The sequence below is a fragment of the Coleofasciculus sp. B1-GNL1-01 genome (assembly GCF_040220235.1).
GTDB lineage: Bacteria > Cyanobacteriota > Cyanobacteriia > Cyanobacteriales > Coleofasciculaceae > Coleofasciculus.
Genome location: NZ_JAVJTO010000084.1, coordinates 45,388 through 69,962, shown reverse-complemented (window position 1 = coordinate 69,962; position 24,575 = coordinate 45,388). Strand labels below are relative to the sequence as shown.

Sequence of the window (24,575 nt, the reverse complement as noted above, 5' to 3'; positions counted from 1 at the left end):
CAACAATAGTTCAAAGTAATTCAACCTGAAATTTACAAGACGTTTCTTGACAACAAATACACTGGCTTTCTTCCGAAGCATAAGTTCCTACCCGTTCCTCAACCGTACCTTCGCCATGCAGCAATGCCATAATTCCCGCCGCGACACCCGTTAACGTAAAACATTGGGGTTCTTTGGCTTCGCCTTTGTATTCTAGATAACCTAAAGCTTCATATCCATTCAGGGCTTCCATTTGCAAACGTTCACCCGGTTCATAATTGATCACATGCCAATTGCCCCAACCCAAAGCATTGGTTACCGCAATTAAGCCATATAAATTATCCGACTCTTCTTGAACCATGGGAGCAATTAACTCATACCATTCTGCTGAAATAATAATACCGCGAAGGGTATTCACCGCACAGACTTCTCCAGCAAATAAAAGAAGATTCTTGGCTGTGCTGAATAACCCTTGCTTTTTCATGCTTTCCATAAACCGAATACAGATTAAATTATAAAAATCCGCAGGGGTATTCGCTAAATAAACATTAAACGCCGGAACTAATCCCTGATTGTTGCCATAAAACGGCATTTCAACCAGAGCGTTAATGATTTTTCCCTCATCAATATTCGATTTAGCAAATTGACTTGTGGGTTTAGATTTAAAGTTTAGGCTTCGCTGCGGCGGATACGTTATAGAATTTGTTCGGGATTGATCAATAATAAACTGACAGGTATCCGCTCCCATATTCATACAAGCTTTTTCTCGGACATACACCGATTCGCCGGTAATTCCATGAATCACGCCTTGCAGATATCCTTCAGTAAACGTACAGACGGGACAGTTGGATTCAATAAATCCGGCTTTCCATCCTTCGACAAAGTGGGAACTACTGGAGGTAACGATGCCTTGACTAATTTGGGAAAAGTCCAAACATCCATATCCTAAGTGAGCATAGAGTTTGGCGGCTATTTGCCATTTATCGGCTAAGGTATCTTCCGGTTCAAAAAAATTATGGATATAATCGGAAAATATTTCTTCAGCCGCCGATAAAATAATCGCTTTGCCATTAATTTGCTTAGTGCCTTCGATAATATTTTGCAGGCGAGCGTTATAATGATGGCAGTGAATCACGACCTCTTTTTTGCCAATAATGCGGCGATAGGTATGAGGGTCAAACTTTAAATTGAAGCGTTGGGTTAAGTTTTTTGCTGTTGGAGTATTCATGGGTTGTGAGTGAGTGGCGGTATAACGTTGTTCAGGATACTCTTTTGGAAAAGACATACGAGTGGTTAGCGCTACCCCTACCCTGGCTAATAGAAGCGTTGGGTAGCTAACTTTCCACGGTATGTGGTGCAACGTGAGTTGGAATTGTGTAGGGGCGGGTTTCACCACTATCTTTTCGGTTGCAACCGGATGTAACTAAACCCACGCCGACTCAGGTTTTTAGACGTCCCGTGAAAAGTCAGGGTTTGGGAGGAGTCAGGTTTTCGCATTTACTATGGAAATGCTACATACAGAGTTTATTGCCTAGTAAGGCTGCCATGAACGATGAATCCTGAGCCGGAGAGTGTATTCTATGCAACCGAAAATGGCTATAGTTTGAGATTATATCAGTTTATAGAAAAATAGGAGCAACCACCGCAAAGGAAAGAGACGTTCCACCGGAACGCCTCTACAAGGTTAAACAATGGATAATTTGGTAGCTTCTGTTACCTTTTTTGAAGAATTAAATCAAAGCGTAAACCTTGGCTTCCCACGGAAAAATCGGTTCTCTGCCCACCCATTCAGGAGGAACAATGCGGTCTTGGGTGATTTCTTTCCACTGCTTACCTGCTGGAGTGGGAGACCAATTCGGGACTTTATATTCAGACCCGACAGGCGTTCCATAGTCGGAAAAATTAGCCACAACAATCACGCATTCATCTGCTTTTTTGCCACGCCGCCAGACTAAGACCCGTTTACCTTCATGGAAATCGGCATGAATAAACTCATTATCATTCACCGCTAACGCCTGAGATGAGGTGCGGAAACGAACTAACCGGGCTACATACTGGAAGATGCGTTGTCGCCAATCCTCTTGAACTCGACTATAGTTAACGGGGTCAACCTGTTTATGATCTGCATGTTCATCTGTAATATCGAGATCTTGCTGATCCCCAAATTCATCCCCTGCCAAAATCATCGGAATACCAACAGCAGTTAAAAGACAGACAAATGCCAGCTTAATCCGGGGTTCAGTATCGTAAATTCCATTATTGATCAGGTAGTTATAGAAGCGCTCATTCCCTAAGCCACCTACATCATGGGATGTGAGATAATTCACGGCTTGAGCGCTATCAGTGAAGCCGAGAAAACGACAATCAATCAGTTTGCGAACACTCCATTCAAAGCTAGAGTCATTAAACGCATTCTTGCCTAAAATAACTTGTCGCAGAATCTGCTTAAATTTTTCGTTCCAGAGTCCATCTAAGCGATTTTGGTGAACCAAGGCTAAGGGGACACTTAATTCTTCACCAACAACCAAAAAGTGCTTACTTGAACCGCCCCGTTTTTCCCAAAGGGTGCGGGCTAACTCTCGGAACTTTTCTAAAAAGTCATAATTCCCAACATTATTGACGCTATCCAGTCGCAAACCATCCACCCGATAGTAGTTCAGCCAATGAGCCATATACGCTTTCATATATTCTCGGGCTGGCACAAACCAGGATTTTTTGCCCAGAATTGGATGATACCCTTCGTTCCAATAGTTGTACTTAAATAAATCACCGCCAAAGCCGTCACGACCTGCTTGTTCTGGATCACGTTGAGGATCGCCCGGTGGTCGCCATTGAACATAAAAATCCAGAAAGTTGATGTTTTGATACGGATTATTTCGGGAAAACGCCATCACCATATCAACAAAGAAACGCATTCCCAATTGATGACACACTTTAATTAAATTGGCTAAATCCGTGGATGCAGTTGGCGCATCTTGACCTTCTGGATGTCCTAAATCAAAATCAGCCGCAAAAAAGTTAGCTGTGCCATATCCCCATTCCAGCTTGTCATCACTATCGGCTGGGGGCAATAATTCTAAGGCATTGATTCCTAATTCCATCAGATGCGCTTTCCCATCTGTTAACGCCTCAACATGGCAAAAATTAGGAGATGCAGTTTGAGGTTGCAACAAAGACAGCACATCCTGAAACGTACCGATTCCGACCTCTCGATTGTCCTCTGTTTTTCCTTGAGTCCAACGGGTTGGTAGTTCATAGATAACCAGTTGATTATTCGCGGGTAGGGTGTCTAATGGGGGTTCTCCTTCCCAATTCACCGTTTGTCCCCCCGGATCACAGGGTATTAATGAGCCATTCTGATACAAAATAACACTAGCCGGATCATGACTGGCAATACCGCCGTCCTCATCAGGAATAGGGGCGATTATCCGGCGGTCTACAGTTGTGGCGGTTGGATCGGTGCAATAGAGAACTTTGTTAATATTGTCTGGGTTGTAGGGTTCCGTGTTGCGGATTTTAAACCAGTACAGGTAAACTTGCCCATCTGTTAACCCACAGGCTTGAGCCGAGACTTCCCACAACTCTGGAAACTCGGGAGATTGGCTGAGGGGGTATTCCCCAACTTTCTCGAATCGATCTGAAGCTTTAGCTGAAGGTTTCGCAATGTAAACGCTGGGCGGTGGTTGGGATATACCCGGACGCCACAAGACGAAGTGGGTTTGCTTGCGGCTCAATAGATCGACGAGCATAGTATAGGTCTCCTGAATGGGAATCTTACTTTAGGTTGATCCGTACAACCGACCACCATTCTATTCTGGGGATTTAAAAAGTCAATTGTCGGGTTTCCCTTTAGCCACTGTAGGGGCGGGTTTAGGGTATCAATTCAGCTAGTCACCACTAACTGAACAACAAAACCCGCCCTCCTCACCGATAAATGAACAACAAAACCTACCCCATCTTCCCATAACCAACCCAATCATGAGCCAACTGCAACATCGCTGGGTCGTCAATGCAGCCGAAGCCAAGAAACTCATCAAACAAAACGCCGCAACTGTGCTAGATGTTCGCCAGCCGATATCCTGGTTTTTCAGTCATGTTCCTGGTGCGGTTTGGTTAGGATGGTGGCAATTCTTAGAGCAACTGTTACCCCCGAACGGAAAACTGCTCAAAGACGCAAAGATACTCGAAGAAAAACTTCAGAAGTTAGGGATCTGTAACCGTAAACCTGTTATCGTGATTGGCAATCCCCCTAATAACTTTGGCGAAGAGGGGCGAGTGGTGTGGATGTTGCGGACTCTGGGACACCCGCAAGCGGCTTTTGTGAATGGGGGACAGGCGGCGCTGATGTCTGTGGGAGTTCCCACGGTTTGGGGATTGACTCGTCCAGCACCCGGAGACTTTGTTGTCAAACCTACACCCTTCTGGACGATTCAGCGCCATCAATTGCAAGACAATTTGACAACCCAAGCGTTTGTTGTCCTGGATAGCCGTTCACCAGAAGAATTTGCTGGCGCTACGCCCTACTGTGAAAAACGGGGTGGACATATTCCTGGTGCTGTGCATTTCCATTTCCAAGATTTGATGGATAAAAGAGGGTACTTACTTTCCCCAGAGGAAATTATGACTCGGCTACATCAACAGGGATGCGATCGCGAGACTCCGATTGCTACCTATTGTACAGGGGGTGTGCGCTCTGCTTTTATTGTCGCGGTGCTAACTGAGTTAGGATATACCTGTGTCAAAAACTATCCTGGTTCGATGTGGGAATGGTCAGCTTATCCAGCTAGAACTCATCCAGTAAATAAGTAAAACGTAAATAACCGACACAGTAGCGAGCGAGACGCTCGCACTACAACAACTTTTCCTCTTCTCTATTCCCTATCCTATTAAGAGTCCCCTCCCCTTACTCAAAAACTTATTCAACCAGCCCTCAGTGATTTTACGGATTTCCCTTTCACTGCTTTGCCAATATACATCAGGGATGTGTTATCACTAATCTTAGCTTGAAATCCTCCAGTCTTTTTATAGTGGATATAGGCACAAATATTTTGATATAAAGAAACCCCGAATAAGTCAAATCCTTTAATATCTATATCACTAAAACCAACTTGCCATAAAACACTTCTTAATTCTTGAGGTTGAATAAACTTGTGCCAATCATGAACACCAATGGGTATTTCTTGTAAAATATCTTCCAACACTACTATAAATATTAGTTTTGACTTTACGGTTCGATTAATGGTATCAAAAAAGAAGTATCCCTGCGGTCGCAAAACTCGATAAATTTCTGCCACGGTCTTTTGCCAATCGACAACATGTTCTAAGACATCCACACAAATGACAGCATCAAAGGTATCATTTTGCCAAGGTAAAGCTTCAGCTTGCCCAACGCTGTAGTCAATCTCCCAGCCCTGAGTTGGGGCATGGTTTCGAGCGCTGATGATGCATGGATAAGAGCGGTCAATTCCGGAGACAATTGCTCCTTTTGCTGCCATAAACTCACAAGAATATCCCCCGCCACAGCCAACGTCTAAAACCTTCAAGCCTTGCCAGTCTCTAACATAAGAATCAAAAAAATTAAATCGAGGTGAATTGAGATAAGAAAGGGTATATATTTTTTCATTGGGTTGCCACCATCGGTCAGCCATGCGGTCATAAAACTCTAAATCATTTCGTTTTCGGGGGTGATTTTTCATCATTTCAAGGCAAAATCTATATATTTATCCTATTTTGAAAGCTCTAAGTAAGCGGTCACACATTTAAATTGGGAATGAGTAGCGAGCAAGATGCTCGCATTACAACAGTTTTTCCGACTACTTAGACCAACACTATCGATCAATCATGTCATCTTCTGTATCCATTATCATTCCTACCCTGAATGAGGCAAGTTGTTTAGAACGTACCTTGCGCCATCTCAATGTGTTGACACCTCCTGCTTTAGAGGTGATTGTGGTGGATGGTGGAAGTGAAGACGAGACCGTCGCGATCGCGTCATCCGCCGGAGTACAGGTTATACTCTCAAAGGACGCTGGACGTTCGATTCAGATGAACCAAGGCGCACAGCAGGCAAAAGGAGAGGTTCTCTGTTTTCTTCATGCTGACACATTAGTGCCAGATGATTTAATATCAGTGATTCAGCAGACTTTAATTGACCCCACTGTCGTCTGTGGCGGATTTATCTCCCTGATGGCAGGTTCACGAACAACACGCTGGGGAATATCGTTGCATAATTACCTGAAAACTTACTATGCACCTCTACTATTTCGACCTCATTTATTTTGTCGGGGATTGCGCCTGCTGTTTGGGGATCAAGTGATGTTTGTTCGCCGCTTCGATTTCTGGGAATGTGGCGGGTTTGATCCCACGTTACCGATTATGGAAGAGGCGGATTTATGTCTGAAGTTAGTCAAGCGGGGACGAATTCGTTTGGTGAATCGAGTGGTTCAGAGTTCTGATCGCCGCGTAGCACGTTGGGGATCACTGAAAGCAACGGCGATTTATATTTATGTGGGTGTCTTGTGGGGGTTGGGAATGCCCGCAGCCTATCTGAAAAAATTTTACGAGGATATTCGCTGATCGTTAAGTGTCCAGTCGTAGTCCAGGTAAATAATAGGAGTATCAGACGCGATCGCACTCTCAGTTTTCAGGTAAGCGCGGATATAATCGGGGATGGAGTCAGCGACGTTGAGAAAGTCATCCCCGTACCATTTGAAGATGCGACTACAATAAAGGGTTTGATTCGATTGCTCGTATCGAACTTTATCAGAATTATTAATAAAGCGACTGGCGTCTTCCTCTAATTGGTTGCGTACCGATTCTGCCCAATACGCACCCGGACGCAGCAAAGGACAGCCAATTGCTGCACAAACCAAGGCAAAATGAATGCGGGGTTCGTTGAAGTCGCGGCGAAGGATTTTATGTTCGATTTGGTTGAGGCTGTAACGGCGATTGGGTGGCAAAGGATGGATAAAGAACCAGAGAAAGGCTAGCCAGTTAGGGATACCAAAAATCCGGGGTAGGATGGAGTTGATCGGGTAGCGTGCCAAAATGGAAGCAATCACAGAGGCATTGTAGAGGTTAATCCATAGCGCTAATCGTTCATCGGGATTGGAGAGAGAGTTGGGATCGAGTTGTTCTACAGTCTTTAGCCAATTCATCAGGGTTTGGTATGAATGTTTTGACCAATCCTGATAATTGACGCGACCATTTTCATCAACGTATTGGCGTAATAGTTGATCCCAGAGGGTAAAGTCAATCATCTCAGTCGGTGGTAGTCAGATTTGTCGCGATCGCGTTGTTCTTTACAGCTAAGTCGATCGACCCTATTCGATCATAAACGGCTAATGCCGAATCCTGCGATCGCAAGCGACATTAAGGAAACGTGACGATGAAAACTAACCCAATGCCACCCCAACCGGATATCGAACCCTCCTCCACGGTTAAACCCTCACCACCTGTCGTCGAAAATCCGGACGCGAAAACTGTTCCCTAATCTCAACCGTTAACTTTAATTGTGTCCGCCTACTTATTCCACCAACCCCTGATAACTTAGCTTGTGGTGGCGCTGTCTTTGCTTTCAGCCAAGCTTGGTGCTGATCAAGCCTGGTTTAATAAGTAAAACTTTTCAATTTTATGTTTGAGTTTTAATATTCTCAAGATAGTCAGATTTAGGGCTGGCAGAAAAAGTCACTGGCAAATCCTGAGTTGACGGGGGTTTGAGGTTGTAGTATGTTGTTGCGATAATGTTGTATTGGGTGTTTTTTGTAGCAAATTTTTTAACTACATCGCTTAAACGCCTTGAAAAGGCGTATTTTCATCCTCTCTACTGTCGTAAAAATTTAAAAAATACAAATATATTACATTACCTAATTTTTAGAACTCACAAAGGGACGAATTTGACAAAAAAGTCGTTTAGTGCATTAGCCAGGAATTAAAATAGGTATGATTAGGTTAGGACTTATGCAAAGCCTCTAAGTGTTCTATGTGTAGGGTGTGTTAGCGTAGCGTAACGCATCTTTGCCAAGATATATATGTGGTGTAGATACGTTAATTACAGATGCACAGAGCAATAAAACTATGCGAGAAAAAATCGTTAAACTATTATTTACTCCTATTCCGGGAACCAAAAGTATAGAACAAGGGCTGTTCAGAGTTATTGGTATATCATCAGCTAAATTAAGACAGTGGTCAATTCCCAGTTTAATTTTTCTCCTCAAGTCACTTCGCTGGTTCGTACCGAGTGTAATTGGATTATTAGCTATCTGGATGATTGGCGGTAATTTCCTCGCATCTCAGCAGGAAAAGGAAATTGAACAGGATATCGAAGAATTTGTCGAACGGTTTCCGGATACTGAACCAAATGATTCGGCGTTGAAGTTGCGAGCTTTGATGGCAAAATTGGGAATACCTGGTGGTGGTGCGACTGAGTTTACTTTCGACGTTTATACCAGGTCTCATCCCGGTTTTGCTGTTTCTGAAAGTGACCGACAGGCTTTTGAAGCAATTCGGGAAGAACTAGGGGATTATTTGGATGCTCAAATAAGCAAACCTAATGATACAGTCGATCCAATACCCGATAAATTAAGGCAATATTTGATGAATAATAAGGAAAATATAGAAACTATTCGTCAGCATATCTTAAATAATGAAGTTCCACAGTGGGAGAGAGATATGACTCCAATAGTGGAGAGTGATTATACGTTTGGTTTTCCCAGTCATTTGAATTTAATTAATTTACAAAAGGTAATTTTACTGGATGTCTTAGAAAAAAATAGCCGTGGTCAAGTTAAACAAGCCGAAGAAATGCTAGAGGTATCCTGGAGACTCAATCAGTCACTTCGTAACGACTATTATCTTATTAGTCAATTGGTTGTCTTAATTATGGGTAGATATAGTACAGGTGTAATCAGAAAGCTTGAATATCTTCCCGTAGAGTGGCAGCAGCGCTTGCTAGAACATGACTACCATCAATCAGTGTTAATTTCTCTAGAAACAGATTTTTTATTTGAATTCAACTTTATGCGAAGTTCACCTTTATATTTACCTCTTGTATATTCAACTGAAGAGGTGTTTAGTCCGGAAGATTTATTATTGGCTTTCCTAATCAAATTTCCTATTTTCAAACCTTATCGTCGCTTTTCTGCAATTGATACGTATAATATACAAATAAAACGTCTGGCAGAATCGAAGCAACAGAATATATGTTTGTCAGATTCAGCTGCATCAGCAACAATTGATACAACTCCAGCCTGGTGGAATATTCCCGGTCAGACAATAGTACCAGCCAGGTTCAATGGACATCACAGAGCAACCCAATATATGCTTGAATTAGAATTAACTCAAAAAATATTGCAGGTTAAAGCAATAGCCGCAAAAACCGGAAAATGGCCCCCGTCAGTCCCGAATATGGAGTCTAAGATTTGTCCTGGTGTTGAATGGGTTTATCAAGTGTCTCCTGATGATACAATGTCAATTTCCCTAAGTGAGCAACCTGAATGGTTAACCGAAAGAATAAAAAATCAAAATGCACTTCCTCTAACCTACCGCACTCGGCGAATTCCCGATTATGATAAATCACTGAATTAAGCGGAACGGATAGCGCTAAAGCGCAACTACGAACGAACTTTTATCAATGCTATGCTTACACAAGCTAAACGAAATGGTTTTACCTTCATCATAATTTGCTGTATCAGCCTCTCATTTCCTCTGGTGAGTGTGAGTCAGGGATGGGGACAAGAATCTGTTGATAAAGAGACGTCCTCTTATATAGAACAATTAAAAAAAGATGACGATTGGCGCAAGCGCAGTCAAGCCGCTTCAGCGTTGGGGGAAATGGGTTCAGAAACCGCTATTCCAGCGTTAATTACCGCCCTAAAAACTGAGCAAGATGAGGTGGTTCGCCTCAGAGCAACTTTTGCCTTAATCAAAATTGGTTCACCTGCTATTCCTAGCTTAATCGAAACTCTTAAACATAAAAACGTATCGGCTCGTTATAGTGCGACTTTTGCTCTCAGTCAAATGGGTTCACTGGCTTTTCCTAGCCTGACTGAAGCTTTACAGAGTCAGGATGAACTCATTCGTATTAATGCAGCGTCTGCTATCGCTAAAATTGCTGAAAATCGCCAAGATAAGGTAGAGCGTCTATCCACATCTGATTTAGTGCAAGCTATCTCTAATTTAGAACAGGCTCAAAATCGTATCACTTCTTTCCAAAATATTGAGACTACCCTCAATCCAATTGATGAAAGCTTTAAACAGGAAGACATCGAAACAATACGAGACTCTCTAACTATTCTGAACGCGGAACGGGGCGATCGCATTCGATCTAAATTTTCGAATGTAATCTTGATTGCCCTCGCATTACTATCAATCATCGGTGGTATAATTATCTGGCGTCGCCCTGACTTATTCTTGCAGTTCAGTCGAGTTCTTGTCCAATCTAGAGAACAGAAAGAAAGATTTGATTACTTTCGCTCACAAGTCCAGGAATTCTTCCAACACACAGGCGCAACCACCAGCCGTCAAGGGAAACGGAGTCTCAAACTTATCTCAATTCCAGGTAGATTGAAATCCTATACACCTTTACCAATCATGCTAACTCTTGACCAACCTGTTGCCGAAGATGTAACGGAGTTGGTCAAACAATTTAGCCAATTAACCGACAACTCTCAACAAAAAGCGGGTATCTTGTTGTATCAAGAACCACCAGATACCTTATTCCGAATGCGGATGGCGGAAGTTAGACTACGCGACCATTTTATCCTGATTCCGATTCCTTTGGCGGCGATTGAACAGGCGTTATTAGATAGTAGCAAAGCTTCTGGACTTTTAGCCCAATATACAGACCGCTATTTACCCGGTGCTGACTTGTTTGATGATCGGAATGCTATTGGCGATACTCTCTCGTTTTTCGGTCGTGTCGAACTTCTCAATCCTCTGGAAGAAGAACTACGTCGTAACCAAGGAATTGGACTCTTTGGCTTACGCAAATCTGGCAAAACCTCCATTCTCCTACAACTAAGTTTTGCCATGCGCCAGCATCCCGTGGTTCATATTGACCTGCAACGCTATGGCGGAAAACAGCGTTATGGGGCTGAATTACTCAATCAAATCCTACAACAACTGAGCAAATTAGTGAATGAACACCATCCTCAATCAAAGGGTACTGACTTAAGCTGGGTTCGTAGTAGGCACTTTAGTGCCGGAAGCGCTAAAGCGCTCACTACAAACTTTAAACCCTTTCCCCAAGATAGCCCAGCGCCTGATTTAATCTCTGAATTCACCCAGCGCATCAATACCTTATCCCCCTTACTCCAAGCCGCCGGATATCACTTACCCATTCTCTGCTTTTTAGATGAAATCGAACGCATTCTTCCCACAAAAACTGACCCCAAAGAACGCACCGAAGAATTCAACGCTTGTTTCGGCGTACTGCGAGTATTAAGTCAGGAACAGCGCCAACTCTCCTTACTGGTGGCTGATGTCCATGCGGACTGTAATCGGATTAATCAATGGCAACAACCGGATGTCCCCACCAATCCAGTGTTTAGCTTTTTTAAAGAATACTTTGTCTCTCCCTTTTCCCAATCTGAGACAACCCGAATGCTGACGGATATTGGTGAACTAATGGGCGTAACCTTTGACCAAGCTACTCAAATCGCCATCCATCGAGAAAGTGGTGGACATCCCTTTATTGCCAGACAATTGGCAAGTTTACTCTTTAACAAAGTCGCCCCGGAAAATAAGGGCAAAATTAACCTATCCGCCGCCCAACGCTATCTGAATAAACCCTTTACCTATTCCGGTGTACTCAAAGACTACTTTGGACAAAATATTTGGGCAGATTTAGACAAGCGTAATTTTACCTGTGCGATCGCGCTGCTGAAACTCCTCACCTGTAACCAAGAGACTCAGCCGCAGATAACCGAGGAAGCCTTATTTGCCCGACTCAACCCCGAATTCACCGAAAGCCAATGTCTAGACGCTCTCCTCTGGCTAGAAGCCGTAGGATTAATCCATCGAGACGCGATCGCGAATAAGGATTACTATCAGTTACAGGTTCCCCTTCTATCCCGCTGGCTACAGATGCAAATGAAACCCGAACAGATGCAACAATGGCAGCTATAATAATATCATTTTACCCATTGAGACAACAACGAATGACAAATGATGAATGACGAAATCATCTCCTGGAAAATCCTCATCCCCACTCTCTTGACAGAAAACTAACTTCTCTGTGTAATCAGTGCGAATAAACTCTCACCTCCCTACCCAAATCTCGGCAATAAATCCGTGAAATCAGTGTTTTGACAAATGACCAACACCAATCGCCCCTTCGATAACTTTAGACTCGCTATCTCGAAGCCCGACTACTTTTTCGGACGCCAGGAACTCCTCGCCAACGTCATGCGATCGCCTTTTCAAGTGAGAATCATTCTCGGTGGACGCCGCTTGGGTAAAACTAGCACATTAAATGCCATTCAATGGACGCTATTTAACCAAAATAGCCGTGCTTTTCCCGTTCTCTTTAATTTACAACAAGAGCAACCCGAAAGTCTAGATAACTTCCGATATTTGCTCATTCTCCGACTACAAGAAGCGCTTATCCAAAAGCAAACCCAATCGTCAAACGCTGAGTCTCGATTAGGCTTGAGACGAACCTATCGCCGCTTACTCAGACAGTTTTATGGCGGCGAAATTGGCATATCTGGATTTAAATTAAATGTTACCAATCCCCATCAAGAACGGCGTTTAATTCACGAAGACTTCCGCCAAGATTTATTAAGAATTATTAAACACCTGCAAAAGCACAACCTTGAAGGCATTTGCTTTCTCTTAGATGGCGCATAATTTATTGTTCGCCAAGAGTGGGCAAATGATGCTTGGAGTTATCTGCGGGGATTAAAAGACACTGACACCGCTATCAACCCTTTCTTAGGATTCTGTTTCTCTGGCTATCGTGACTTGAAAGATTATCAGCAACGAGTCGGTTCTCCGCTGTTAAATATTGCTGATGTAGAATGGTTAGGGACATTAACTGAATCCGACACGCGATCGCTGATTGTTCAACGCAGTCAAAATGAAGGTGTTCCCCTCACAGAATCGGGAGTTAATACGATTCTAGATTGGGCTGGATATCATCCCTATCTCACTCAACAACTCATGAATGAAATTTTCGATGATTATCAGATGGGTAAATCCCGTTCGACTGAGAGTTTTATGCTGCATCAACAACGAAAACATGACCGCGATTTTTCCGCTTGGTGGGATGAAGATCAACGATCTTATGGTTTTAGTCAGGTAGAACAAACTGTTTATCGTACCCTCGTTCAACAGCGAGAGGGAACGGCTGAGACAGTAGCAGAACAAGCACAATTGAGTTTTGGACAAGTTGCGGATGCGCTGGAAGTTTTGACGGGAACGGGTGTGATTCGCCAACTAGATGATGAGCGATACAGGATGGGTTCAAAACTCTTTGAGGAATGGGTGGTACGGGAGAGAGGTTAAGAAGGATGAGATTACTTAACAATCCTTAATTATAACATAATTATTCGATAAAGTCAATTAAGGTTTGATCATCAAAAACACTCCCACAGCAATCATGATACAGCCTGCCATCATATTTATTCCTTTTCTGATTCTAGAACTAATCAGTAATCGCGCTTTATCCGCCATGAATGCATAACCAAGTTTAACACCGCCTACAGCTACGGTAGTAATCGCGATAATGATGAGAGTATCAAGATAAGAGATTTGGGACAGATCAATAAAAGCTGGGAAAAACCCCAGATAAAATAAGGTTGCTTTTTGATCGGCTAATGTAATAGATAGTCCTGCGATAAAACTAGACAGACAAGAAGATTCCATAACGGCGGCTGTCTCCACATTATTCAATTTTGCCCGACATAACCCTATTCCCAACCCGATAAGATAAGCGCCACCCAAGTACTTAATCAGGAAAAATAATCCTCCCATTTTTGCTGCCAGCAGTGATAAACCCCAAATAGCGATGATAATGAAGATAATGTCACCGACTACTATTCCTAGAGTGGTGAAAACACCATGAATAAATCCAGATGTAGCGGATCGGGTAGAGACAGTCAATACACTGACACTGGGAATAGAAGCCAGAACAACCATCGCACTGAATAATGCAACAATGGTGCTAAATGTCATACTGCTTTTCATAACAGTTGAATCGTTAATTGTGGGATAGGTTGTAGGTTGGGTTGAGGTACGAAACCCAACAAGGTGAAGGTGCAATGGGAGCATGGATTTGATAAAGGGCACGATAGTATCGTGCCCCTACCTGATCAATTTAATCAGTTACATCTAATTTAAGATGAATGGTACTGAATTAAGGCTGGTGGGCAATGCCCACCCTACGGTACATCAAATGTCTAACAGCGATGTTGGGAGCAACGCACCATAATCTTTGATTTGGTGTGGGAGGATGTCACGATGACTGATTGAGAAACGCCTCGATCGCGTCAGCAGCCAGATGGCTAATCGGTTTCCCTTGACTGGCGGCGGCGTCTTTGAGACGGCTGTACAGATCATCATTGAGGGAAATCCGATGGCGGGTTTTCTTGGTGGGTTTGGGGAATTCATAATTAGCCGAATAGTCTCGAATCGCATCAAATCCCACGCGATCGCAAAAATCACCGAAACTTTCCCCGAGTTCGCGCTGTTGCTTGAATTGCATGAACATGGGTTCGAGGAAGGATTCGAGTTCCTCAATCGGTAGTTTGTCGATATAGGCTTGTGCTAACCTCGTCTGATCCGGTGAACCGCCTAACCAAACCTGATATTTTCCAGGCGCACTGCCCACGAATCCTAATTCTGCCATGTAAGGTCTGGCACATCCATTGGGACATCCTGTCATCCGGATGACAAAATGGTCATCCTTTAATCCCAGCTTGTCCAACAATGTCCGAATCCGCACCGTAATTCCCGGAATTGCCCGTTCTGATTCAGTAATTGCTAACCCACAGGTGGGAAGGGCGGGACAAGCCATGGAATAGCGGACTAAGGGTTCGATTCCCTCTGGGGTAATTTGCACCCCGTGTTGGTTGAGAATCTGTTCAATGGATTGCTGCTGATCCTTTTCAATCTCATAAAGAATGGCATTGTGATTGGGTGTCATCCGCATGGGTAGGTCAAATTGCTTGACAATTTCCCGCAGGGCTGTTTTGAGTCGGAAATTGCCCTCATCTTTAACTCGCCCATTCTCAATGGAAATGCCTAAAAATAACTTACCGTCTCCTTGCTCGTTCCATCCCAGATAGTCTTTGTATTTAAAGGCGGGGAGGGGTTTGTAGGGGGCGATAGGCTTACCGAAGTAGTCTTCAACTTGAGCGCGGAACTTATCAACCCCCCAATCATTGATCAGGTACTTCATTCGCGCATGACGACGATTAACGCGATCGCCATAGTCTCGCTGAGTTGCCACAATCGCTTTGATCAAATCAAAGATATCATCTTTTGCCACATAGCCAATCGGATCAGCCATACGGGCAAAGGTTTCCTCTTTGTTATGGGTGCGCCCTAAACCACCACCCGCGAGAACATTAAATCCTTCCAATTCTCCCTGCTGATTCATCATCACCACTAAGCTGACGTCTTGGGTGTAGAGATCAACGGAGTTATCGCCGGGAACAGTAACACTACACTTAAACTTACGGGGCATATAATGTTCCCCGTAAATCGGTTCTTCTTTATCCGCAAATATCGTACCGTTGCCATTACGCTGACGCGCCGCTTTCACCTCTGGGGCTTCTTCAGCGCTAATTGCCTTTTCCCCATCCAGCCAAATTTCGTAATAAGCGCCCGTCTGAGGGGTTAATAAATCGGCAATTTTATTGGCATACTCCCAGGCATATTGGTACTCTGGACGAGTTTTGAACGGGGCGGGAGGCGCCATGACGTTGCGATTTAAGTCCCCGCAAGCGCCGAGGGTGGAACCGAGATTGCGGACAATCGCGGCAATGGTTGCCTTTAAGTTCTTTTTGAGAATACCGTGAAGCTGAAACCCTTGGCGAGTGGTGACTCGCATCGTATGGTTCCCGTATTCATCGGAGAGTTGATCCAGCGTCAGATAGAGTTGAGGGGGGATAAACCCGCCAGGAGAACGGGTTCGCAGCATGAACTGATAGTCTTTTTCTTGCCCTTTAACCCGGTTATCGCGGTTGTCTTGCTGGTAAGACCCGTGAAATTTCAGAATTTGTACGGCATCACCACTGAAGTGGGTGGTGTCTTCCAGCAACTCACTGGCGACGGGTTCGCGTAAGCAGTTACTGCGTTCTTTTATGCCTTCAAGTTTAGACGTTTTCTGTACGGAGGGATTCTGAGATACAACCATGGATGCTATAAGTCCGAACGGATCAGCTATATTACCGTAACTCTATGGGGATTACGTTGGATACTCTGATCGTAATACCTGGGTTATCGGTGTGGGCGACGACTTTGATATAAATTAAGATTGCTGTCTTTGCTGGCGGTGCCTGTGCGATCGCAAATCAGAGAGCTAGTCTAGCACAGGCTTGTCCGGAAGACCCACTTAAAGTTCAATGTCACGCTCCTGGTATGCTGGCGTTGCACAGCCCACCCTACGGTATATCAAGTTTCTCAATCTCTTTTCTACTCAGTCCGGTTATTTCTGTAATGGTGTCAAGATCAGTCCCTTTTTGTTTGAGTTTTCTGGCTACGTTAATCTTTTCTTGCTGTTTGCCTTTCTCAATTCCCTCCAATCTTCCCTCCTCAATTCCCTCCAATCTTCCCTCTGAACGCGAACCTTCGATCATGCTAACTTCATAGCGCCGATTCTCCATAAATCTCAGGTAGTTGGCTCTTTCGGCGTCACTCAAACTATCGACGAGTAAATTCTCCTTCGCTAAAGCTAGCCCTTGGGCGGTAAATTCTTCTTTGATTTGGCTCTTTTTCAGAAAATATATCCATTCATCTAATGGCATATTCACCACTTCGTTAAAGTTGTTGACTTTAATCACATAATACTCGGGAAAACCTCATATACCTCGTGAATATTAAACAACTTCTGCTGGTTTATTGATAACCCTAACCTGTCTTCTAGATGCAATCCTCGAAAATCTAATATCCCTTTATATATATAATCCTCCCCCTGTCCTAGCGAAAAGTAGACAACATTGACGGAATAGACTTTTTTGATTTTACCGTAAGTTTCTCCTTTTTCCAGAAAGTCGGTAATTAATCGGGATGTGTCATAGAGCATCCGATGAAAATAATCTTGCTCTGTATTATTTTGCACTTCAATCAGAATTAATTCTCCCTGGTCATTTTCCGCCAGAATATCGACTCGGTTGAGCTTGTCATCTTCGGTTTGTTGATTGCTTTCACCCTCGAGGATGGATTGGATCTTAATTTGTTTCCCCAATAACTCACTGAGAAACCCTGCCCAAACACCGTAATTGGCTTTATTTCTCAGTAATTTTTTTATCGCCCAATCAAATCGGATGTGTGTTTGAGACATAAGGGCATTTCCGGGAACGTCTACCTACTCTATTTTGACAGATTTTCGCCCTGATGAGTCAGGATAAGTGGTTCAACTTAATTCAGCCAGTTAGTGGACAAAGGGTATAATGGCAGAGCCTTAGTTATCTAGCCGTGCTACAGTTTCTCTATTTCTTCTCTACTCAGTCCGGTTATTTCTGTGATTATATCAAGCTCAGTCCCTTTTTGTTTTAAGGTTCTGGCTATGTTCATCTTTTCCTGCTGTTTGCCTTGCTCTATGCCTGCCTGAATTCCTTGCTCCATACCTGCCTGAATTCCTTTCTCCATCCCCTCTTCTAACCCTTCTAATCTTCCCTCTGAACGCGAACTTTCTATCAAGCTCACTTCATAGCGCCGATTCTCCATAAATCTCAGGTAGTTCGCTCTTTCTTCTTCACTCAAGCTATCGACCAGTAAATTCTCCTTCGCTAAAGCTAACCCTTGGGCGGTAAATTCCTCTTTGATTTGGCTCTTTTTCAGGAAATATATCCATTCATCTAAAGGCGTCTTCGCTACCTCGTTAAAGTTGTTGACTTTAATCACATAATACTCTGGAAAAATCTCATATACCTCGTGAATATTAAATAGCTTCTGCTGGTTGATTGATAACCCCAACCTGTCTTCTCTGTGCAACCCCCGAAAATCTAATATCCCTTTATAAATATAATCTTCCCCCTGCCCCAGCGAAAAGTAGACGACATTAACTGAATAGACTTTTTTGATTTTACCGTAAGGTTCTCCTTTTTCCAGAAAGTCGGTAATTAATCTCGACGTGCCGTAGAGCATCCGATGAAAATAATCTTGCTCTGTATTGTTTTGCACTTCAATCAGAATTAATTCCCCCTGGTCATTTTCCGCCAGAATATCGACTCGGTTGAGCTTGTCATCCTCGGTTTGTTGATTGCTTTCACCTTCGAGGATGGATTGAATCTTAATTTGTTTCCCCAATAACTCGCTCAAGAACCCGGCTAAAACACCATAATTCGCCTTGTTTCTCAGTAATTTTTTAATCGCCCAATCAAATCGGATGTGTGTTTGAGGCATAAGGGCATCAATGGGAACGTCTACCTACTCTATTGTGACAGATTTTCGCCCTCATGATTCAAGATAAGCTGATCAATTCCTTCTGCGTGTTGACGTTGGAGTAGTTCACCTAAATACCCTTTTCAACTAAGCTGCAATGTAAGTGCGATCGCGTAATCGTTTAAGGATACCTGTTCACCACACTCTATCTTGATGCTAAATCTTAAACAATAGAAATCAAGCGGCATCTTTGAAAATGCCGCTCACTCACAATAAATCTGGGCTTCTTTTGGTTCAGTTGATAAGCTGTTCGGCATTTAAACCTTAATGTCAAAAACTGCCTAATCGAAGTAATGCGTTTAGCGAAGCCATGCCGCAGGCTTTGCATCTTGCTCGCTACCCATTCCCAATTTAAAGGCATGACAGCTTACCCCTACTCCTAAATCCAAATATCGGATGTAGCATCCCCACCGGGATAGCGCATTTCATGGGCGCGGGCAGGTCCGTTAGGTTCTTGACCAAAATCGACGTAAAAGTCTGGATTAATTGAGAGTCCACCTTTTTGGGTATCGCAATAAATTTGAATTAAGTAGGAACCCTTTTGGGCGATATCCGGATAAAACTGATTATCCCAACTGCTAAATAGAGAATTCGTGGCATAGAGACGTTTGCCATCTAAACTTAATTGCAGCATTTGCGGTCCTCCCACCCATTGATGTCCGTTGACAGGGGCAGCTTTACCCAAAACTCCACCACACCAAACTTGTCCAGTTAGCTTCGGTTTAGACGGATTACGGATATCGTATTGGCGAATATCACCGTGCAACCAGTTGGCAAAATAAAGATACTGATCATCCAGGGACAGGAGTATATCACTAATCAACGAAGGTACAGGAAAAGACCATCCTTCGACCTCCACAGGCGGCACATCAACCACCTTACTCACCTGCCACTCGCCCTTTTGTTTCTGCCAATGCCAAATATTACTACTCAGCGCCGCCCCGACATATCCGTGAGTGCTACCGGGATTGTGGTGAAAGCGGACTTCGAGGGGAATTAAACCCTCTTCACCGAGGTCTACCGATTGAATAATATCGTGGGTTTCCCAATTCCAGAAGTTAAGCTGTTGACCATATTTGCCCGCCGCCACATCATTCAAGTCAAACCCTGGATAAAAGGTGTTTGGGGCAGCCCATTCACTGCTGACCATAACATTATGGCGGGGTTGATACCAGAAGTCATAATTGTACTTCATCCCCTCCGCTTTATTTTCCCAGCGTCCGGCAATGTCAAAGTTTTCATCCAATAGCAGAAAACCCCCCGGAGCATTTCCTTCGCCGTCACCCAGCATCGAGATCATTACTTGACTATTTGCCAGACAATGAACGGTATGCGGCGCACTCAGATTGGTTTTGGTTTTGATTTCTTCGGGTTCGATAACCTTGTGCAGTTTGGGGGCTTTGGCTTCAGCCGTATCCACAATATAAATCCGACTGGAACGGATACCAGGGATAACCAGAAAGCGGCGGGATTTGCTACTATCCCCGTGGCAAGAACTGCAAGCATTCCAGCCGAAGTGGTGCAATTCATCCCCGATGTAAGGCATGGGTAGGCGATGAATCACCTGGGAGTACGTCGGGGAGGTGGGGTCTACATCAATCGTGGCTAAGTAGTCGGGTGCTTCAACTCCCGTCCCCGTATAGAGGGCGATGGTATAGAGAACTTTTTCCCGGTCTGCTTTCATTGCCGCTTCAGGGGAAGCGTAACCGGGTCCACAACAAGCATGGCTCATAGGAAAGATTATAAGGATTGATTTTTGATTTTATCCGGTATTGGGCGGCAATTTCCCCAATTAACCCAGATGAAATCGATGGAAATAATTTAAGTTCGTGGCAGGGAGTATCATTTGTTACGTTTTGCAAACCTTCACGTTCAGCAAGGCTCGTTGACTTGTTCACAGGCGCCAATACTCACCCAGGTGCTGGCTCCATCTTGATAGTGTTCTTTTTTCCAGATAGGAGCGTTATGTTTTAAAGTATCAATGGCATATTTACAGGCAGCAAAGGCTTCTGAACGATGGGGACAGCCGACGGCAACTAAGACGCTAATTTCACCAATTTGTAGGCGTCCGATGCGATGGTGAATGACGACGCGCTTAACATCCGCCCACTTCTCTCGAATGTCTTGGGCAATGGTGGCAAAGACGCGCAATGCCATGGGTTCGTAGGCTTGATATTCCAGTGACACAACGGGTTTGCCTTCGGTTTGGTTACGCACAGTGCCACTCATGACGACAACGGCACCATTGGCGGGATCATCGGCGAGGGTATAGACATCGGCGAGGGATAGGGGAGCAAAGGTTATGGCGAAGCTATCATTAGTTTGCGGTTTTTGGGGAGAGGCTATAGACATGGCGACTTTGTGGGTAGATGGAGAATAAGTAGGTGGACACAATAAAAGCTAACGGTGGAAATGATCATTCGTCATTTGTCATACTCGCTTCCCTTGAGAAGCAAGCTACGTCCTTGGTAAGGGTTTGAGGCTTGTTTACAAAACAAGCGTGAGCGTGCCGTTTTCTTTTGTCCGACCTACTTAATTTTCTTTTTAGCGCACAGGTGCAGGGAGATTCCAATATTGCTACGATGCTCTAATTGAACAATTCCCCCCTACCCCCCTCGTTCCTTGTCTACGGTCGCTGAGCGAAGTCGAAGTGATGGTCTACCTGTCTCCCTTGTCTTACCTAAACCCCCATCTTAAAAAACCTACTGGACTGACACAGCTAAAATTGTGGATTAGATTTGACCATTGAATCGGGCGCAAGTCTTTGCGCCCCTACGGTTTCCGGGCGTAATTCTAATCCACCAAATAAGGTGTGCCACGCCACTACCCTTGTGAGGGGGGAAAGGGGAGGGGTCTAACCCCTCAGTTAATGACCAGCAGTATCCTGAGCTGGCAAAGGATTTGCTGAGGGAGAGGTTTCACGCGAAATTACGATGACCAGAGGATGCCTTAAGCGATGCTAAGCGTGATATAACGTTTTGAGGATAGTAGCACTCTGAAGGGCTGTGGTAAGTTTGGGGCAATCAATAATAACGCTGTAAACTAATTTAGCTGATCTCTTGCTGACCTATTGATAATTGTGTTTAACAATGACTAACCTATACGGCATCTCTTCCCATACTTATGCTCTTATGTCCAATCTGTTGTCTAACAGGTCTATTGCAGGGTTTTAATGGAAACCTATCTAAATCATCCCACCTTTGGTTTACTTTTTCGCGTTTGCATGGTTGAAGAGAACCAGGAACTGTTCACCACGCTTTACGCCCAACGTCTATTTTTTTTGGTGACGACAGGCTCGAGTGGTTTGGCGTTTGAACCGATTAGTCGTTCAGATGCTCGCCATTTAGTGGAAAATCGTCTCCGTATTCTCCGTCGTATGGGTGCATCCAAAGATTTTGAGCAGCTTCAGAAAATTCATAAGCAAACGTTCCAATGAGCAGTAGCGGTTGATTTTTGGATGATTCACTCTCTCTCGTGACTCCCTTATTGCTCATCTCAAATTATGACAGGCTCAATTCCAGAACGTATTGCTCAGATTCGCCAACAGCTACCGCCCGACGTGCGGTTAATTGCTGTGACTAAACGAGTATCGGTAGAGGCGATACGCGAAGCCTATCAAGCTGGCGTGCGAGATTTTGGCGAGAGTCAAGTTCAAGAGGCGGCGGCTAAACAGGATGAACTGCAAGATTTGCCTGACATTACCTGGCATTTGATCGGACATCTTCAGAGCAATAAGGCAAAAAAAGCTTTAACTCAATTTCAGTGGATTCATTCCTGTGACAGCCTCAAGTTAGCCCAGCGACTGAATCAATTAGCTTGTGAGTTGGCTGTCACTCCCCAAATCTGTCTGCAAGTCAAAATTATGCCTGATCCCCATAAATACGGTTGGACGATACCGGAATTGCTGGAGGCTCTACCTGAACTGGATCAGTGTAAAGCTTTGCAAATTCAGGGATTAATGACGATTCCACCGTTGGGATTGTCCCCCCAGGAAACTCTGGGTGTCTTTGAGCGGACTCGTGATCTGGCTGATGAAATTGGACGGCAAAATTGGTCGAATTTGGGGATGCAGCAGCTTTCTATGGGAATGTCAGAGGATTATGCCCTTGCCATCCAAGCGGGGGCAACGATGGTACGACTAGGGCGGATTATTTTTGGTGAACGCGGGGATTAAGTCGGCGAGGAATGGAGCGATTAATTAGCATTATGAGTAAGCAACTGCTGTATAGTGCCAAAATAACTCTTATGATATGTATTGTCTTGTAAGTAATCCCTGAGTGTGTTCGCCGCTATGGGCATCGAACTACCCGTTTGACTAAAAGCGGGTGTATACTAAGGGCTTACTTTTGACAAGCTCCGGTGGTAGGAAATGTTAGGCGATCGCGGGGTAAGCTAGCCGTTTGCTTGGGGTTTCGGTCTCAACCCGCAAGAGTTAAGAACCGATACCTCAACGAGGGTCGATTCTAGCGTTTCCCCAACAAACCCTAAAGTTGTGATGGAGAGTAGTTCCAATGAACAATATTTTTAACAAGCTGCGAGATTTTGTGGTCGGTCCCAATGATCCCGAATATGAGTATGAATACGAGGACGTGGATGGTGAGACCTATCAAAATCTATATCAGCAAGAACCACCTATGCCAGCGCCTGCGGAGGAAGAACGTCCTCCTCGACGTCGGGTTCGGGAACGTCCTGTTGTAGGATCGGATTCAGGAATGGGAGCGGTAAACATGAATAATGTGATTGGTATGCCGGGAGCGGTCAACGGGATTTCGGAAGTCGCCGTGATTGAGCCGCGTTCGTTTGAAGAAATGCCCCAGGTGATTCAAGCCCTGCGAGAACGCAAGTCTGTGGTTTTAAATCTAACCATGATGGACCCTGATCAAGCTCAACGAGCTGTGGATTTTGTGGCGGGCGGAACTTATGCGATCGACGGTCATCAAGAGCGCATTGGTGAAAGTATTTTCTTGTTTACACCAAGCTGTGTACAGGTAAGTACTCAATCGGGTGTCATTCACGAAGTTGCTGAACAAACTCGTGGGTCACGTTCAGCGCCTCCTCCCAGTTGGACGTCTGAGCCGGAACGTATGGCTCAGTAATTCAATTGAGATTGTCGAACATCGAATGTCCGTTCACTAAAGGAAGGGTGGGTGTCTATCAAACTTGGCATAATCGGCGGCGGGGTAATGGGAGAAGCGATCTTATCCCGCCTGATCGTACAGCAAGTTTATCGCCCTGATCAGGTGCTGGTTAGTGATCCCCAAGCCCAGCGACGAGAGGATTTAAGCCAGCGCTATGGGGTTAATGTCACCTCGGATAACGGGGTGACGGCTAAAGCTGGCGAGGTTTTACTTTTGGCAATTAAACCTCAAGTGTTTAAGGCGGTGGCGAGTGACTTGTCACAGGATGACCATAATCCCTCAGCTTCCGAAACCCTGCCTCTGGTGATTTCGATTTTAGCGGGTGTATCTTTAGGGAAACTCGAAGCCGTATTTGAGCATCAGCCAGTCATTCGGGCGATGCCCAATACCCCAGCCACGGTAGGAGCAGGAATAACCGCGATCGCACCCGGAAAAACTGTCACCGCTAAGCATCTACAGGTGGCAAAAACCCTTTTGGGTGCAGTGGGTGAAGTGGTGGAGGTGTCGGAATCCTTAATGGATGCTGTTACTGGATTATCAGGATCGGGACCGGCTTATGTGGCAGTGATGATTGAAGCCTTAGCCGATGGGGGTGTAGCTGCCGGACTACCCAGAGCGATCGCGTCTAAATTAGCACTTTCCACGGTATTGGGAACAGCACAACTGTTACAGGATAAACAAATCCATCCCGCTCAACTTAAAGATCAAGTGACAAGTCCAGGGGGCACTACAATTGCTGGAATTGCTAAATTGGAGCGTTCTGGTTTCCGTTCGGCGCTGATAGAAGCTGTACAAGCCGCTTATCAGCGCTCTCAACAACTGGGTAAGTAGGATCGTCATTCGTCTTAT

The 24,575-nt window shown here is 44.5% G+C and carries 19 protein-coding genes and 1 pseudogene; 10 read left to right on the top strand and 10 right to left on the bottom strand.

Translation table 11 applies throughout. The features are described 5' to 3' along the window. Window positions 1-10: 10 nt before the first annotated feature. Together RID53_RS21015 and RID53_RS21010 are read right to left on the bottom strand one after the other, a co-directional pair. Window positions 11-1,264 carry a V4R domain-containing protein gene (locus RID53_RS21015; protein WP_446389941.1) on the bottom strand — a complete coding sequence of 418 codons (1,254 nt, stop codon included), beginning with the start codon at window positions 1,262-1,264 and terminating at the stop codon, window positions 11-13. A 445-nt stretch (window positions 1,265-1,709) separates the two neighbouring features. Next, window positions 1,710-3,728, bottom strand: a complete 2,019-nt coding sequence (locus RID53_RS21010) for an alpha-amylase family glycosyl hydrolase (RefSeq protein WP_446389940.1) — start codon at window positions 3,726-3,728, stop codon at window positions 1,710-1,712. 229 nt (window positions 3,729-3,957) lie between these two features. Between RID53_RS21010 and RID53_RS21005 the strand changes: the two genes are divergently transcribed. Then, a complete protein-coding gene (locus tag RID53_RS21005) occupies window positions 3,958-4,788 on the top strand; it encodes a sulfurtransferase (protein WP_446389939.1) in 831 nt (276 codons plus the stop codon). A gap of 110 nt (window positions 4,789-4,898) precedes the next feature. Here RID53_RS21005 and ubiG read toward each other — a convergent pair whose 3' ends face one another. After that, a complete protein-coding gene (gene ubiG / locus RID53_RS21000; RefSeq protein ID WP_446389938.1) occupies window positions 4,899-5,678 on the bottom strand; it encodes a bifunctional 2-polyprenyl-6-hydroxyphenol methylase/3-demethylubiquinol 3-O-methyltransferase UbiG in 780 nt (259 codons plus the stop codon). A 142-nt stretch (window positions 5,679-5,820) separates the two neighbouring features. Here ubiG and RID53_RS20995 point away from each other — a divergent pair, with 142 nt between their 5' ends. Continuing rightward, a complete protein-coding gene (locus RID53_RS20995; RefSeq protein ID WP_446389937.1) occupies window positions 5,821-6,555 on the top strand; it encodes a TIGR04283 family arsenosugar biosynthesis glycosyltransferase in 735 nt (244 codons plus the stop codon). Here RID53_RS20995 and RID53_RS20990 read toward each other — a convergent pair. Beyond that, a complete protein-coding gene (locus RID53_RS20990; protein WP_446389936.1) occupies window positions 6,537-7,238 on the bottom strand; it encodes a DUF547 domain-containing protein in 702 nt (233 codons plus the stop codon). The genes RID53_RS20995 and RID53_RS20990 overlap by 19 nt on opposite strands. An 817-nt stretch (window positions 7,239-8,055) precedes the next feature. Between RID53_RS20990 and RID53_RS20985 the strand changes: the two genes are divergently transcribed. From RID53_RS20985 to RID53_RS20970, 4 genes are all read left to right on the top strand, one after another. After that, on the top strand, window positions 8,056-9,564 hold the full coding sequence (locus tag RID53_RS20985) for a hypothetical protein (RefSeq protein WP_446389935.1): 1,509 nt from the start codon (window positions 8,056-8,058) through the stop codon (window positions 9,562-9,564). Between the two features lie 51 nt (window positions 9,565-9,615). Beyond that, window positions 9,616-12,105 (top strand): HEAT repeat domain-containing protein, encoded by a 2,490-nt coding sequence (locus RID53_RS20980; protein ID WP_446389934.1) that lies wholly within the window; start codon window positions 9,616-9,618, stop codon window positions 12,103-12,105. A 186-nt stretch (window positions 12,106-12,291) separates the two neighbouring features. After that, a complete protein-coding gene (locus tag RID53_RS20975) occupies window positions 12,292-12,828 on the top strand; it encodes a hypothetical protein (RefSeq protein WP_446389933.1) in 537 nt (178 codons plus the stop codon). A gap of 114 nt (window positions 12,829-12,942) precedes the next feature. After that, window positions 12,943-13,485, top strand: a complete 543-nt coding sequence (locus RID53_RS20970) for a helix-turn-helix domain-containing protein (protein ID WP_446389932.1) — start codon at window positions 12,943-12,945, stop codon at window positions 13,483-13,485. A 57-nt stretch (window positions 13,486-13,542) separates the two neighbouring features. Here the strand turns inward: RID53_RS20970 and RID53_RS20965 are convergent, their stop codons facing one another. From RID53_RS20965 to RID53_RS20940, 6 genes and pseudogenes are all read right to left on the bottom strand, one after another. Then, window positions 13,543-14,166, bottom strand: coding sequence for a LysE family translocator (locus RID53_RS20965; RefSeq protein ID WP_446389931.1), 624 nt, complete (start codon window positions 14,164-14,166; stop codon window positions 13,543-13,545). A gap of 268 nt (window positions 14,167-14,434) precedes the next feature. Next, entirely contained in the window at window positions 14,435-16,339 is a 1,905-nt protein-coding gene (gene sir / locus RID53_RS20960; protein WP_446389930.1) for a sulfite reductase, ferredoxin dependent, read from the bottom strand. 247 nt (window positions 16,340-16,586) lie between these two features. Then, window positions 16,587-17,485, bottom strand: a pseudogene (locus tag RID53_RS20955) (Rpn family recombination-promoting nuclease/putative transposase). A gap of 137 nt (window positions 17,486-17,622) precedes the next feature. Next, a complete protein-coding gene (locus RID53_RS20950; RefSeq protein WP_446389929.1) occupies window positions 17,623-18,549 on the bottom strand; it encodes an Rpn family recombination-promoting nuclease/putative transposase in 927 nt (308 codons plus the stop codon). A gap of 418 nt (window positions 18,550-18,967) precedes the next feature. Next, complete coding sequence (locus RID53_RS20945) at window positions 18,968-20,320, bottom strand: selenium-binding family protein (RefSeq protein ID WP_446389928.1); 1,353 nt, start codon at window positions 20,318-20,320, stop codon at window positions 18,968-18,970. A gap of 140 nt (window positions 20,321-20,460) precedes the next feature. Next, window positions 20,461-20,940: a molybdenum cofactor biosynthesis protein MoaE gene (locus tag RID53_RS20940; RefSeq protein WP_446389927.1), complete on the bottom strand. Its 480-nt coding sequence runs from the start codon at window positions 20,938-20,940 to the stop codon at window positions 20,461-20,463. 820 nt (window positions 20,941-21,760) lie between these two features. Between RID53_RS20940 and pipX the strand changes: the two genes are divergently transcribed. The 4 genes from pipX to proC all read left to right on the top strand — a co-directional run bounded on the left by pipX (window position 21,761) and on the right by proC (window position 24,557). Beyond that, entirely contained in the window at window positions 21,761-22,024 is a 264-nt protein-coding gene (pipX, locus tag RID53_RS20935; protein ID WP_446389926.1) for a transcriptional coactivator PipX, read from the top strand. Window positions 22,025-22,090: 66 nt separating this feature from the next. Continuing rightward, window positions 22,091-22,762, top strand: a complete 672-nt coding sequence (locus RID53_RS20930) for a YggS family pyridoxal phosphate-dependent enzyme (protein ID WP_446389925.1) — start codon at window positions 22,091-22,093, stop codon at window positions 22,760-22,762. Between the two features lie 337 nt (window positions 22,763-23,099). Then, on the top strand, window positions 23,100-23,684 hold the full coding sequence (locus RID53_RS20925; protein WP_446346916.1) for a cell division protein SepF: 585 nt from the start codon (window positions 23,100-23,102) through the stop codon (window positions 23,682-23,684). 51 nt (window positions 23,685-23,735) lie between these two features. Further along, complete coding sequence (proC, locus tag RID53_RS20920) at window positions 23,736-24,557, top strand: pyrroline-5-carboxylate reductase (RefSeq protein WP_446389924.1); 822 nt, start codon at window positions 23,736-23,738, stop codon at window positions 24,555-24,557. Window positions 24,558-24,575: the final 18 nt, after the last annotated feature.

Bases quoted from the DNA above. Each gene is read 5' to 3' on its own strand.
- RID53_RS21015 (WP_446389941.1), bottom strand. From the start codon at position 1,264: ATGTCTTTTCCAAAAGAGTATCCTGAACAACGTTATACCGCCACTCAC.
- RID53_RS21010 (WP_446389940.1), bottom strand. From the start codon at position 3,728: ATGCTCGTCGATCTATTGAGCCGCAAGCAAACCCACTTCGTCTTGTGG.
- RID53_RS21005 (WP_446389939.1), top strand. From the start codon at position 3,958: ATGAGCCAACTGCAACATCGCTGGGTCGTCAATGCAGCCGAAGCCAAG.
- ubiG (WP_446389938.1), bottom strand. From the start codon at position 5,678: ATGATGAAAAATCACCCCCGAAAACGAAATGATTTAGAGTTTTATGAC.
- RID53_RS20995 (WP_446389937.1), top strand. From the start codon at position 5,821: ATGTCATCTTCTGTATCCATTATCATTCCTACCCTGAATGAGGCAAGT.
- RID53_RS20990 (WP_446389936.1), bottom strand. From the start codon at position 7,238: ATGATTGACTTTACCCTCTGGGATCAACTATTACGCCAATACGTTGAT.
- RID53_RS20985 (WP_446389935.1), top strand. From the start codon at position 8,056: ATGCGAGAAAAAATCGTTAAACTATTATTTACTCCTATTCCGGGAACC.
- RID53_RS20980 (WP_446389934.1), top strand. From the start codon at position 9,616: ATGCTTACACAAGCTAAACGAAATGGTTTTACCTTCATCATAATTTGC.
- RID53_RS20975 (WP_446389933.1), top strand. From the start codon at position 12,292: ATGACCAACACCAATCGCCCCTTCGATAACTTTAGACTCGCTATCTCG.
- RID53_RS20965 (WP_446389931.1), bottom strand. From the start codon at position 14,166: ATGAAAAGCAGTATGACATTTAGCACCATTGTTGCATTATTCAGTGCG.
- sir (WP_446389930.1), bottom strand. From the start codon at position 16,339: ATGGTTGTATCTCAGAATCCCTCCGTACAGAAAACGTCTAAACTTGAA.
- RID53_RS20950 (WP_446389929.1), bottom strand. From the start codon at position 18,549: ATGCCTCAAACACACATCCGATTTGATTGGGCGATTAAAAAATTACTG.
- RID53_RS20945 (WP_446389928.1), bottom strand. From the start codon at position 20,320: ATGAGCCATGCTTGTTGTGGACCCGGTTACGCTTCCCCTGAAGCGGCA.
- RID53_RS20940 (WP_446389927.1), bottom strand. From the start codon at position 20,940: ATGTCTATAGCCTCTCCCCAAAAACCGCAAACTAATGATAGCTTCGCC.
- pipX (WP_446389926.1), top strand. From the start codon at position 21,761: ATGGAAACCTATCTAAATCATCCCACCTTTGGTTTACTTTTTCGCGTT.
- RID53_RS20930 (WP_446389925.1), top strand. From the start codon at position 22,091: ATGACAGGCTCAATTCCAGAACGTATTGCTCAGATTCGCCAACAGCTA.
- RID53_RS20925 (WP_446346916.1), top strand. From the start codon at position 23,100: ATGAACAATATTTTTAACAAGCTGCGAGATTTTGTGGTCGGTCCCAAT.